The organism is Pelagivirga sediminicola, assembly GCF_003072125.1.
Classification (GTDB): domain Bacteria; phylum Pseudomonadota; class Alphaproteobacteria; order Rhodobacterales; family Rhodobacteraceae; genus Roseovarius; species Roseovarius sediminicola.
Genome location: NZ_QCYH01000008.1, coordinates 21451 through 34504 on the forward strand (window position 1 = coordinate 21451; position 13054 = coordinate 34504).

General features: G+C 66.2%; 11 protein-coding genes. 7 read left to right on the plus strand and 4 right to left on the minus strand.

The features are described 5' to 3' along the window. The first annotated feature begins 86 nt into the window (after positions 1-86). Positions 87-281, plus strand: coding sequence for a SlyX family protein (locus tag DC366_RS13455; RefSeq protein WP_108692751.1), 195 nt, complete (start codon positions 87-89; stop codon positions 279-281). Between the two features lie 36 nt (positions 282-317). Here the strand turns inward: DC366_RS13455 and dnaE are convergent, their stop codons facing one another. Continuing rightward, positions 318-3818, minus strand: coding sequence for a DNA polymerase III subunit alpha (gene dnaE / locus DC366_RS13460; protein WP_108692752.1), 3501 nt, complete (start codon positions 3816-3818; stop codon positions 318-320). Positions 3819-3941: 123 nt separating this feature from the next. Between dnaE and DC366_RS13465 the strand changes: the two genes are divergently transcribed. Beyond that, the gene (locus tag DC366_RS13465) at positions 3942-4592 is read left to right on the plus strand and encodes a DUF938 domain-containing protein (RefSeq protein WP_108692867.1); all 651 of its coding nucleotides are present in this window, start codon (positions 3942-3944) and stop codon (positions 4590-4592) included. Here DC366_RS13465 and DC366_RS13470 read toward each other — a convergent pair. Then, positions 4580-6244: an amidohydrolase gene (locus DC366_RS13470; protein ID WP_108692753.1), complete on the minus strand. Its 1665-nt coding sequence runs from the start codon at positions 6242-6244 to the stop codon at positions 4580-4582. The two genes, DC366_RS13465 and DC366_RS13470, sit on opposite strands and share 13 nt — an antisense overlap. A 245-nt stretch (positions 6245-6489) precedes the next feature. Between DC366_RS13470 and DC366_RS13475 the strand changes: the two genes are divergently transcribed. The 5 genes from DC366_RS13475 (at position 6490) to DC366_RS13495 (ending at position 11812) form a co-directional block, all read left to right on the plus strand. After that, the gene (locus tag DC366_RS13475) at positions 6490-7542 is read left to right on the plus strand and encodes an ABC transporter ATP-binding protein (protein WP_108692868.1); all 1053 of its coding nucleotides are present in this window, start codon (positions 6490-6492) and stop codon (positions 7540-7542) included. A gap of 62 nt (positions 7543-7604) precedes the next feature. Further along, positions 7605-8492 (plus strand): ABC transporter permease, encoded by an 888-nt coding sequence (locus DC366_RS13480; RefSeq protein WP_108692869.1) that lies wholly within the window; start codon positions 7605-7607, stop codon positions 8490-8492. A 76-nt stretch (positions 8493-8568) separates the two neighbouring features. Beyond that, positions 8569-9360, plus strand: a complete 792-nt coding sequence (locus DC366_RS13485; protein ID WP_108692870.1) for an ABC transporter permease — start codon at positions 8569-8571, stop codon at positions 9358-9360. Between the two features lie 39 nt (positions 9361-9399). After that, on the plus strand, positions 9400-10431 hold the full coding sequence (locus DC366_RS13490; RefSeq protein WP_243405130.1) for an extracellular solute-binding protein: 1032 nt from the start codon (positions 9400-9402) through the stop codon (positions 10429-10431). Between the two features lie 163 nt (positions 10432-10594). Further along, on the plus strand, positions 10595-11812 hold the full coding sequence (locus DC366_RS13495) for a serine hydrolase domain-containing protein (protein ID WP_207768721.1): 1218 nt from the start codon (positions 10595-10597) through the stop codon (positions 11810-11812). Between the two features lie 4 nt (positions 11813-11816). Here DC366_RS13495 and DC366_RS19925 read toward each other — a convergent pair whose 3' ends face one another. Continuing rightward, positions 11817-11981: a hypothetical protein gene (locus tag DC366_RS19925; protein WP_165802914.1), complete on the minus strand. Its 165-nt coding sequence runs from the start codon at positions 11979-11981 to the stop codon at positions 11817-11819. After that, positions 11978-13030: a YeeE/YedE thiosulfate transporter family protein gene (locus DC366_RS13500; protein WP_243405136.1), complete on the minus strand. Its 1053-nt coding sequence runs from the start codon at positions 13028-13030 to the stop codon at positions 11978-11980. Before DC366_RS13500 ends, DC366_RS19925 begins: the two co-directional genes overlap by 4 nt. Positions 13031-13054 lie beyond the last annotated feature (24 nt).

Consider the following 13054-nt stretch of genomic DNA (forward strand, 5'->3'; position numbering starts at 1 on the left):
GCGCCCGGCCCGGGTTTCATCCTGGCCCAAATACTCATCCCCGCGCGGCGCTTGACGCGGCGCGCGGGCTGGCCCACAACCGCCCCATGGACCGCCTCGAAGAACAGATCGCCCACCTGATGCGCGCCGTCGACGATTTATCGGATACCGTCGCGCGGCAGGACAAGGAGATCGCCACCCTCACCCGCCGGGTCGAGATGCTGATGCGCCGCGAGGCCGAGCGCGAGGCCGATAGCGGCAGCGCCGCCCCCTTTGGAAACGAGCGCCCGCCCCACTATTGAGCGCCCGAGATTATTCGCGAAAAATCTCCGCCCGCCTCAGATGTCCTGCACGTCCATCACGCCGTCGAGGCTCTTGATCGCGCCCTTGATCTGCGGCGTCACCGGGTACTCACGCCCCGCCGACAGCTCGACCTCGCCGGGCAGGCCGTCACCCATCAGGCAAAATCGCACCGGGCCGGGCCGGGCCGCCTTGGCCGCCTGCGCCGCGCCGTCCAGCACCCGCGCCACCGACGCCAGCGCAGACGGCGCATCGACGAAGATCAGCAGACCGAGGCTGCCCGCATCGGCCACCACGCCGTCGATCGGCGCGACAGAGCGCGCCAGCAGTTTCAGCTGCTCGGCCTCCATCGTCGCCTCGACCGTGACGACAACCTGCGCGCCCGTGTCGATATGCTCGCGCGATTTCTCCAGCGTCTCCGAGAACATCGTCACCTCGTAGCCGCCAGTCGTATCGCTCAGCTGGACAAAGGCAAACCGGTTGCCCCGCGCCGATTTACGCTCCTGTCGTCCGGCGACGACGCCCGCCATCTTGACCACGCAAGGGCCGCGCGCGGCGCGCTGCATCACCTCGTCCAGCGTCTCAACCTTCTTGCGCTTCAGCGCCGCCATGTAGTCATCCAAAGGATGCCCGGAGAGGTAAAATCCGACGGCCTTGAACTCCTCGGTCAGCCGCTCGGCGGGCAGCCAATCGTCCACCGGGGGCAGGCGCGGCTCGGGCAGATCCTCGCCCGCCTCGCCGAAGAGCGAGACCTGCGCCGAATTCTTCTGATCGTGGATCGCGGCCGAATAATTCATCAGCGCCTCGACCGCGTCAAAGACACGGCGGCGGTTGCGGTCGATCTCGTCGAACGCACCGGCGCGGGCCAGCATTTCCATCGGGCGCTTGCCGATCCGCTTGATATCGACGCGGCGCGCGAAATCGTAGAGCGTCGCAAAGGGCTTGTCCGCGCGCCCCTCCACGATCAGCTTCATCGCCTCGACGCCGACATTCTTCAGCGCGCCAAGGCCGTAGTGCAGCACGCCCTGCCGCACCATGAACTGCGCCTCCGAGCGGTTGACGCAAGGCGGCGCCCAGGGCAGATCCAGCCCTTTCTTCACTTCTTCGAAATAGACCGACAGCTTGTCCGTGAGGTGAATATCGCAATTCATCACTCCGGCCATGAACTCGGCCGGATGGTTCGCCTTCAGCCACGCGGTCTGATAGCTGACCACCGCATAGGCCGCCGCGTGGGATTTGTTGAAGCCGTAATTGGCGAACTTGTCCAGAAGGTTCCAGACCTCCAGCGCCTTGGCGTCATCGACGCCGTTTTCCTTGGCGCCCTTGATGAATTTCGGCCGCTCCTCATCCATCGCGGCCTGAATCTTCTTGCCCATGGCGCGGCGGAGCAGGTCCGCGCCGCCCAGGGAATAGCCCGCCATCTCCTGCGCGATCTGCATCACCTGCTCCTGATAGACGATGATGCCTTGCGTCTCGTCCAAGAGGTGATCGATCGTCGGATGCAGCGTGTCGCGCTTCGACAATCCGTTCTTCACCTCGCAGAATTTCGGGATGTTCTCCATCGGGCCGGGACGGTAGAGCGCGACCAGCGCGATGATGTCCTCGATGCAGTCGGGCTTCATGCGCTTGAGCGCGTCCATCATGCCGCTGCTTTCCACCTGGAACACGGCGACGGTTTTCGCGCGCGCATAGAGCGCGTAGGTCTTGGCGTCATCCAGCGGGATCTGCCCGATATCGTTCTCGGCGCCCTCGAACGGCTCGTAGATCGCGCTGCCGTCGGCGGCGGTGTGCAGATCGCGGCCCTCGCCGTGGATCTGCTCGATCGCGTTCTGGATCACGGTCAGGGTTTTCAGGCCCAGAAAGTCGAACTTGACCAGCCCCGCCTGCTCGACCCATTTCATGTTGAACTGGGTCGCGGGCATGTCGCTTCGCGGATCCTGGTAGAGCGGCACCAGCTCGTCCAGCGGGCGGTCCCCGATCACCACGCCCGCCGCATGGGTCGATGCGTTGCGCAAGAGCCCCTCGACCTGCATGCCGTATTTCAGCAGCCGGTCGACGACCTCCTCGTTGCGCGCCTCCTCGCGCAGGCGGTCCTCCTGGATCAGCGCCTGCTCGATGCTGACGGGCTTGACGCCCTCGACCGGGATCATCTTGGACAGGCGGTCCACCTGCCCATAGGGCATTTGCAGGACGCGCCCGATGTCGCGCACGGCTGCCTTGGACAAAAGCGCGCCGAAGGTGATGATCTGGCCCACCCGATCGCGGCCGTATTTCTCCTGCACATATTGAATCACCTCCTCGCGGCGGTCCATGCAGAAGTCGATGTCAAAGTCAGGCATCGAGACGCGTTCGGGGTTCAGGAACCGCTCGAACAGCAGGCTATAGCGCAGCGGATCAAGGTCGGTGATCGTCAGCGCATAGGCCACCAGCGATCCCGCGCCCGAGCCGCGCCCCGGCCCCACCGGGATATCGCGGTCCTTGGCCCATTTGATGAAATCGGCCACGATCAGGAAATAGCCTGGAAACCCCATGCCCTCGATGATCTTCAGCTCGAATTCCAGCCGCGCCTCATACTCCTCGACACTGACCGCGTGGGGAATCACCGCCAGCCGCGCGGCCAGCCCTTCCTTGGCCTGGCGGCGCAGCTCGTCCACCTCGTCATCGGCAAATTTGGGCAGGATCGGATCGCGCCGATACGCGCCAAACGCGCAGCGCCGGGCGATTTCAGCCGTGTTTTCAATCGCTTCGGGCAGGTCGGCAAAAAGCGTCGCCATTTCCTGCGGCGTCTTGAAATTATGCTGCGGCGTCAGGCGGCGGCGCGGTGCGGACTGGTCAACATAGGCGCCGTCGGCGATGCAGAGCATGGCATCATGCGCCTCGTACATGGCCGATTTGGGGAAATAGACGTCATTCGTCGCCACCAGCGGCAGCTCCATCGCGTAGGCCATTTCAATATGGCCGCGCTCGCTGGCGCGTTCGGCCTCGGGCAGACCGTCCTCGCCGGGATGGCGCTGCAGCTCGACATAGAGGCGGTCGCCGAAGATCTCGGAAAACTGGCGCATCAGCGCCTCGGCGGCGGGGCGCTGGCCAGCGCGCAGCAGCCGCCCGACCGGGCCATCGGGGCCGCCGGACAGGCAAATCAGACCGCCCGAATTCTCGGCCAGCTCGCTGCGGGTGACATGCGGCAGCGCGCCGTCCCCGCGCAAGTAAAGGCAGGAGTTGAGCTTCATCAGATGCTCGTACCCCTCCTCGTTCTGCGCCAGCAGGACGATGGGCGCGGGCGCGGACGGCCGCTCGCCGGGGGCGGTGTCCACATAGGCCAGATCGATCTGGCAGCCCATGATCGGCTGGATCCCTGCCCCTGCGGCCGAGACGGCAAATTCAAGCGCCGCGAACATGTTGTTCGTATCGGTCACGGCGACGGCGGGCATGCCCGCATCGACGCACAGACCGGGCAGTTTCTTGAGGCGGACAGCGCCCTCCAGCAGGGAGTATTCGCTGTGAACGCGCAGGTGAATGAATCGGTGGGGGCTGCTCATGGGGCCATCTTAGGCGAGCGCCGCGCGCGCCGCCAGAGGGCGCAGGGCGCGCCGCCGCGTCATCTTCCCGTGACAGGCGCGCCGTTCTTTGCCACTCTGGCCGAAAGCACACAGGATACCGCCATGCCCCTGCGCACCAACCTTCCGCCCGCTGCCTCCGTCGCCGAGCAAGGCGAGGGCGCACGCCTCAGCGCGCCGTCGGCGGTGCGCAACGCGCCGGTGATCGCCGAGATGCTGGCCGTCCACGGCCCGCATGAGGGCCGCGCGCTGGAGCTGGCCAGCGGCACCGGCCAGCATGTCATCGCCTTCGCCGCCGCCCTGCCGCATGTGGACTGGCAGCCGTCCGATATCGACCCGTCCCGCCGCGCCAGCATCGACGCATGGGCGCATGCCTTCAACATCCGGGCCGCGATCGCGCTGGATGCCACGGCGCCCGGTTGGAGCGCGGATCATGCGGGGCAGAACATGATCGTGCTGGTGAACCTGCTGCACCTGATCAGCGAGCGCGAGGCGCATATCCTGCTGCATGAAGTGTCGCTAGCACTGGCGCCCGGCGGGCTGTTCGCGCTTTACGGCCCCTTCCTGCGGGACGGAAAGACCGTATCAGAGGCGGATGCCGCGTTCGATGCCAGCCTGCGCGCGGGCGATCCCGACATCGGCTACAAGGACGCGGGCGCCGTCCAGCGCTGGATGCGCGATGCGGGGCTGCATCCGCTCGCTCCGCTGCCGATGCCCGCGAACAACCTCATGTTCCTGGCCCATCAGCCGCTATAGGTGATCTGCCCGCCGCAGATGGTGGCCAGGACGCGCACCTCGTGGATCTCTTCGGGCGCGCAAGCCTCCAGATCGCGGTCCAGCACCACGACATCGCCCATCTGCCCGGCAATCAGCTGACCCTTGCGGCCCTCGTTGAACTCCACCCAGGCGTTGGCGCTGGTATAGGAGGCGAGCGTATCCATCAGGCTTTGCGGGCGCACATCCCACGGCGCGCCGGGCTGCATCGGCGCGATGGCGCATTGGATGTTGCGCATGACATCCACCGGCACCACCGGCCAATCGGTCGAGAAGATCACCGGCGCGCCCGTCTCGCGGATGCGCTGCCATGCAAAGGTATAGGGGTATTGGTCATCATAAAGCAGTGTGCCCTGCGGGATGACCGGGAAATAGTCGCCCAAGGGCGAATGGCGCGGCTGCAGCGACGCGACGGCGCCCAGCGCGCCCAAACGCGGCAGGTCATCGGGGTGGATCACCTCGATATGCTCGATCCGGTGGCGCGAATCGCGGGCGCCGTTTGCCTCGCGCGCGGCCTGATAGCCGTCCAACGTCCGGCGCGTCGCCAGATCGCCGATGGAGTGGACGCTCAGCTGAAGGCCCATCGCATCGGCGCGCACGCATGCGGCGTTGAAATGGTCCGGCTCGAACACCGGCTCGCCCACGGTATCGGTGCCCGGATAGGGCCGCGTCATCAGCGCGGTGTGCGTGTCCATGACGCCGTCCATGAACATCTTGACCCGCCCCGACCAGACCCGGTCGCCGGTATAGCGGCGCCGCATCTCGCCCGCCTCCTCCAGCCGGTCCAGCGGATCGAAGTTCTTCAGGTGGAACGGCACCTGCATCCGGCATTTCAGATCGCCCGCCGCGTCCAGATCGCTCAGCAGCTCCAGCTGATAGAAATTGCCGTCCATGTTGTGCATCGTCGTGATGCCGTGGCTGGCCGCATGGGCCAGCCCCTTGGCCAGAAGGCGGCGGTCGGCGGCGCGCTCGGCCTCGGTCGCGGGCGGCTCCGGCTCGGCGCCGGTGACATAGCCCAGCATGTCGCGCCCGCCCGTGCGGCTGAGCTTCAGCACCGGGCCGAAAGCGCCGGTTTCCTGCAACTCGCCGCTGGCGGTGCCGCCCTCCTCCATCACGATGACGCTGCCTTCGGGCACCGGGCCGCCATGCAGAAGGTTCGCGCGCTCCAGCGCCTTGGTGTTGGCCCAAAGCGTATGGATGTCGGGCGCCAGCAGCGCCAGCGGGCGATCCGGCAGGATCGCGTCCAGATCGTGCCGCGTCGGATTGCGCCCGTCCATCAGCCCGTAGGCGGTGGAGGTGCCCAGAATCATCGCCTCGTCGGGGTTCGCCTCGGCATAGGCGCGAATCGTGCGCGCCGCGGCGTCGGTGCTCTCGACGCCCTCCATCGCCATGAATTCCAGCGCGGCAGAGCCCTGGAACAGGTGCACATGGCTGTCGATGAAGCCAGGCATCACCGTGCCGCCGGCCGCGTCGATCACCTGCGCGCCCGGTGCCGCCAGATCGCGGATCTGCGCCGTGCTGCCCACGGCCAAAACCGCGCCGCCCGCCAGCGCCACCGCCTCGGCGCGCGGCTGCGCGGGGTCCATCGTCAACACCTTGCCGTTCAGGATTACCAGATCCGCCTTGCCCGTCATGCGCCGTCTCCTTGCATTCAAAATCCGGCACCAGATTGCGGCATCGCGCAGGCGCGGTAAATACCCCCTGCGCGCATCCGGGGGAGATGGGGTATTTACCAATCAATGGCCTGCGGCATAGGCTGGCAGGCAAATCACGCACCGGGAATCGTGCGATACGGCAACATGACAAGGTGGCTCAGATGGCAACCCAGACAGAAATACGCGATCCTGGCACGCCGCAGGCCGCTGCCGCGCAGGACGTGATGATCCACGCCGAGGGCGTGATAAAGACCTTCGGCGAGGGCGCGGGAAAGATCACCGCGCTCGACAACGTGACGGTGGACATCCGCAAGAACGAGTTCTTCACGCTGCTCGGCCCCTCGGGCTGCGGCAAGACGACCCTTCTGCGCCTGATCGCGGGATTCGAGCTGCCCGACCGGGGCCAGATCCTGCTGGACGGTCAGGAAATCGGCCATCTGCCGCCCTACAAGCGGCCCGTGAACACGGTGTTTCAGTCCTATGCGCTTTTTCCGCATATGAGCGTGGCGCGCAACATCGGCTTTGGCCTTGAGATGCAGGGCCGTCCCAAGGCCGAGATCAAGACCGCGACCGAGGAAATGCTGGCGCTGGTGCAGATGGAGCATCTGGCGAACCGCCAGACCGATCAGCTGTCGGGCGGCCAGCAGCAGCGCGTCGCGCTGGCCCGCGCGCTGGCGCCGCGCCCCAAGGTCCTGCTGCTGGACGAGCCGCTGTCGGCGCTGGATCTGAAACTGCGCAAGGAGATGCAGATCGAGCTGAAGCGCCTTCAGGGCGAGACGGGGATCACCTTTGTCTTTGTCACGCATGACCAGGAAGAGGCGCTGACCATGTCGGACCGGATCGCGGTCATGCAGGCGGGCTGCATCCTTCAGGTCGGCACGCCAAAGGAGATCTACAACAACCCCGCGCGCCGCTTCGTTGCCGATTTCATCGGCGATATCAACATACTGGAGGGCGAACTTCAACAGGATGGGGGCGCCGTCCTGCTGCCCGGCGGGGCGTCCATCGGCGCGCTTTTGCCCGAGGGCGCGGCGCGGTCGGGCAAGGTGTCGATCGCGATCCGCCCCGAGAACATGGGCCTCACCGCCCCGGACGCGGCCGACGCGTCGCTGACCGGCGAGGTGACGAATATCGTCTATTTCGGCGCGGGCCATAACGTTCATGTCGCGCTGGACGGCGGCGGCGAGGTTTTGGTGCGCCGCGCGCAGACGGATGCGCAGGTCGGCGCCAAGGTGGGGCTGGCGGTGCCGGACGCCGTTCAGGTTCTGGTGGATTGATGACGGACGTGACCCCGCAGACCGCCACCGACGCGCGCCTCGCCGAGGCCCGGCGCCAGACGATGGGCGCCGCGCGCCGCCGCCGCTGGCAATTGCTGTCGCCCGCGCTGCTGATCATCGGGCTTTTCGGGCTTTTCCCGCTGACGATCACGCTGGTCTATTCGTTCCTCAGCCCCGGCTCTTATGGCGGGGTGCGCTGGGAATTCTCGACCGATGCCTATGTGCAGTTCCTGTTCGACCGCGACATCTTTGACGATACGCTGAGCTTCTCGGCGACCTATCTGAACATCTTCGCGCGCTCGATCGGGCTGGCGCTGGGGGCGACGATCGGATCGCTGATCATCGGATTTCCGACCGCCTATTTCATCGCGTCAAAGCCCGCGAACCAGCGCAACCTTTGGCTTTTCCTGATCACCCTGCCCTTCTGGGTGAACCTTCTGATCCGCACCTATGCGATCCTGCTGATCATCCGCGACGAGGGCATCATCAATCTCAGCCTGATCTGGACCGGATTGATCGACCAACCCATCGGCATCCTCTATACCGATACGGCCATTTTCATCGGCCTGATCTACAGCTACCTGCCGTTCATGGTCCTGCCTCTCTACGCGTCGCTGGAAAAGCTGGATTTCCGGCTGGTCGAGGCGGCGTATGACCTTTACGCCAGCCGCCTGCAGGTGCTGCGCCATGTCATCGTTCCGATGGCGAAACCGGGGATCGTGGCGGGCTGCATCCTTGTCTTCATCCCGGCGCTCGGCGCCTATATCACGCCTGATCTTCTGGGCGGGGGCAAGCAGCTGATGATCGGCAACCTGATCGCGCTGCAGTTTGGCGGCTCGCGCAACTGGCCCTTCGGGGCGGCGGCGGCGCTGATCCTGATGGTGGTCGTCATGGTGTCGCTGACCGTCTATGTCCGCTACTCCGGCAAGGAAGGAAACGGCCGTGGCTGAGCGCACCCCCACCCAAACCCCCGCCACCGTGGCCAGCCCCGACCCCGCCGCACCGCCCCCGCGCCGCCGCCGCCGGATGAAGGACCTGCGCAAGCAGCCCGGTTTCGACACGATGGCGTGGTTCTGCCTGTTTTGTCTTTATGCGCCCATCGCCGTGCTGGTGGTATTTTCCTTCAACGACAACCGCTCGGTCGTCAGGTGGACCGAATTCAGCCTGCGCTGGTACCGCGCCGCGTTCGAGAATGACGGCATCCGGCATGCCACGTGGATATCGCTGCAGGTGGCGTTCGTCGCGATGGTGTTCGCCACGACATTCGCCACGATGGCCGCGCTGGCCACGACGCGCGTGCGCGCCTTCAAGGGGCAGACGCTGACCTATGCGGTCATCAACCAGCCGCTGATGGTGCCGGAAATCGTCACCGCCGTATCGACGCTGGCGTTCTTCGTGCTGATCAAGCAGGTAACGGGGCTGAACGGCATCGGTTTCCTGATGCTGGCGCACACGGTGTTCTGCATCCCCTTCGCCTACATGCCCATCCGCGCGCGGCTGGAGGATATGAATCTGACGCTGGAACAGGCCGCCGCGGACCTTTACGGGACGCCATTTCAGGTCTTTCGCACCGTCACCCTGCCGCTGATGGCGCCGGGGATCGTGGCGGGCGCGATGCTGGCCTTCGTGGTGTCGCTGGACGATGTCATCATCACCCTGCTGGTCGGCGGACCGGGCGAGACGACGTTGCCCGTCTACATCTTCGGCCAGATCCGCCGGGGCATCACACCCGAAATCAATGCCGTCTCGACAGTGCTTCTGGGCCTGTCGGCGCTATTGGTCTCGATCTTCTTTCTGATCGGGAACAAGCGGAAATAATCCGCGAGACGTATAACCAACCGGAGGAGACAATCTGACATGACACAAAAACGCACGATGGCCGCGACCCTCGCCGCCGCGGTGACGCTGGCCGGCACCGCCTGGGGCGAGGGCGAATTGAACATCTACAACTGGGGCAACTACACCAACCCCGAGCTGATCGAGAAGTTCGAGAAGGAATTCGACGTCAAGGTCAACCTGGACGATTACGACAGCAACGAGATCATGCTGGCCAAGGTCCGCGAAGGCAGCAGCGGGTATGACATCGTCGTGCCCAGCGGCTATACCGTGCCGATCATGATCGAGCAGGATCTGCTGGCCGAGGTGAAGCCAAACGAGATGGAGAATTTCGGAAACGTCGATCCCCGATGGGTCGATGTCTACTGGGATCCGGGCCGCAACTACACTGTGCCATGGCTCTGGGGCACCACCGCGTTTACCGTCGATACCGAAGTCTATGATGGCGACATCAACACGCTCGCGCTGATGTTCGAGCCGCCCCAGGAGCTGTCGGGCCGCATCAACATGCTCAACGACATGCCCGAGGTCATCAATGCCGCGCTGCGCTATCGCGGGTATGAGCGTTGCAACAGCAACACCGACGAATTGCGCGACGTGACCGAGCTGCTGATGAACGCCAAGCAGCACTGGCGCACGATGGATTATGCCACCATCGAGAAGCTGACCTCGAACGATGTCGATCTCAGCCAGACATGGAACGGCGCCGCGATGCGTGCGCGCGAACAGCGCCCGACGCTGCAATACGCCTATCCCAAGGAGGGCTTCGCCGGCTGGATGGACAACGCCGCCGTGCTGAAGGACGCGCCCAACATGGAAAACGCCAAGAGTTTCATGAACTTCATGATGGCCCCCGAGAACGCCGCGCTCAACTCGAACTTCGCGCGCTATGCCAGCGGCATCAGCGGCAGCGAGGAATTCATGATCGAAGAGCTGCTCGACGCGCCGGAAATCATCATACCGGAAGGTGCGCCCGAGCCCGACTTCGTCGAGCCCTGCGCGCAGGAAGTGACCGATCTCTATAACCGCATCTGGACGAAGCTGAAGCAATAAGGCATTGCAACGCAGGCGGGGCGCGATATCGGCGCCCCGTCCTTTTTTCGCGCGCCGCAGCCCCGTTGCGCTGCCGCGCCCCGCCCCGAGGATACCCGCCATGAATGTTCCAGCCGCACCGGCTCATCCACCGTCGCCACTCAGCGCACGCGAACAAGGAATCATGGAGGGCTTTCCGCCGCCCCCCGACAAGGTGCCGGGCCCGAGCAATTGGGACATGCCCCCGTTCAACCGCTGGTCCTTTCAGAACATGCGCAGCCTTTTTCCCACGGTGGACGTCCGGCGCGGCGACGGCCCCGTGCGCCCGCTGGCCGCCTCCTCGCAGGAGGGGCTGGGCGGCGTGACGTTCCAGACATTGGCCGGGGCCGAATGCACCGTCGATGACTGGCTCGATCAAAGCTATACCGACGGGTTCCTAGTGATGAGCCGCGGCAAGGTGGTGCTGGAGCGGTATCTCAATGACATGCACGGCCACACGCCGCACCTGTCGCAATCGGTGGCCAAATCCATCGTCGGCACGCTGGCCGGGGTGCTGCATGGCGAGGGCGCGCTGGATCTGCACGCGCCGATCCTGGACCTGCTGCCGGAACTGGGCGAGTCGGGCTATGCCGGGGCCACGCTGGGCCAGGTGCTGGACATGCGCTCGGGCGCGCGCTTTACCGAGGATTACAACACCCCCGGCTCGGACATGACGCGCATCGACATCGCCAGCGGCTGGCGCCCGCCCCTGCCGGGCGAGCCTGCGCCGACCATCCGCGACGTGATCCAGACCCTTCCGGGCGTGCGCCCCCATGGCGAGGCGTTCAGCTATCGCTCGATCGAGACGGATGTCGTCGCCTGGGCGCTGGAGCGTGCCGGCGGCGCGTCATTGGCGCAGCTGCTGTCGAGCCGTATATGGCAACATCTGGGCGCCGAGCGGGACGGGTTCTTTACCGTCGACAAGGCCGGCACGGCGCTGGCCGATGGCGGCTTCAACGCCACCTTGCGCGATTACGCGCGCTTTGGCCTGATGATGCTGCAGGGCGGCGCCGTCGAGGGTCGGCAGGTCGTTCCCGAGGCATGGGTGCGCGCCAGCGCCCGCGGCGATACCGCCGCGTTCGGCGAGCCCTATACGGCCACCTCGCCGCATGGCGCCTATAGCCGCCAATGGTGGATTCATGACGCCCGGCGCGGCGATTTCATGGCGCGCGGCGTCTTTGGCCAGCTGATCTATCTGGATCCGCAGACCGAATTCATGGCCGTCAAGCTGTCCACATGGCCCGATTTCCTGATCCACAGCTACACCATCGACATGCTCTCGGCCGTGACCGCGCTGCGCGATGCGCTTTCCGCGCCGGATGCCGGACCGCGCAAGTTCGCCAGTTTCCTGCGGCGCAGGTAGGGCGCTAATCAGGCAGCGCCCCGCAAAACCCGCCGCCGGGCGCCGCGCCGGACCCCAGCGCAAAGAGCGCGGGCGCGTGATACGGGTTGGGCGGGCTGGCCGTCACGTCAAGCCCGATCACGAGGGCAAGACCGGCCAGCGCCAGCGCGGCTATGGTGCGGCGGCTCATGTCCGCGGCTCCAGGCCCACCAGCGCGCGGATGCGGATGCCCGCGAACGCGCCTGCGAAGGCGGCGATGAACCAGACCCAGCCATGCAGGCTGCCCGTGGCGATGCCTGAAAAGAACGCGCCGACATTGCACCCGAAGGCCAGCCGCGACGAATATCCCAGGACCAGCCCCGCGATGATGGCCGCCACCCACGCGCGCGCAGGATAGGCCGGCACAGGCTGCGCCAGCCCGCCCCGCCGCCATGCGGCGATGCCGAACGCGCCCGCGATCATGCCGAAATTCGTCAGCGACGTGTAATCGGTCAGCAGGCTCGCGCCCAGCCGCTCGGCCGATCCCGGCGCGGCCCAGTAGGGCGAGCCGGACAGGTCCGCGCCCAGTGCCGCCGCGCCCTTCGCGGCCCACAGCCCAAGGCCGTAGACCACGCCCCAGGGCTGGCCCGCGACCACCAGATTGGCAATCGCCAGCGCCGCCAGCAGCACGGCGGCGACCAGATAGCGCGCCGGAATACGGCGCGCGCCGGGCGCGCCCAGCAGCCAGAAAACCCCCGCCACCAGCGCCAGCGCCGCCAGCGTCACCACCAGCCCCGCCGTGCCTTGCAGCGTCAGGATGGGCAACGCGCCCAGCCCGGTCCACCAGAGCAGGTGGTAAGCCCCGGCAAAGCTGCCGATGGCAAAGAACGGCAGCGCCAGCAGGCCGACCGGATTGCCCGATCCGGCATTGACCAGCGTGCCCGATCCGCAGCCCAGCACCACCTGCATCGCGGCGCCGAAGACGAAGGCGCCGCCGATCATCGCCCAGCCGACCGGCGCCTGCGCGCCGCCCAGCTCGCCCGGATGCGCCGCCAAGAGCGGAAAGGCCGCGCAGGCAACCAGCCCGATCGCCAGAAGCTGCGCCAGGATGCCGCCCGGCTCGCGCCGCAGGATCATCGCGCGCCACGGCCCGGCAAAGCCGAACCGCATCCCCTCCAGCGCCATGCCGAAGCCCAGCCCGATCAGCAGCATCAGCCCGAACCGCGCCCCCGCGAAAAGCGCCACCAGCGCCACCGCCATGAGGCCCCCGAGGATCAGCGCCGC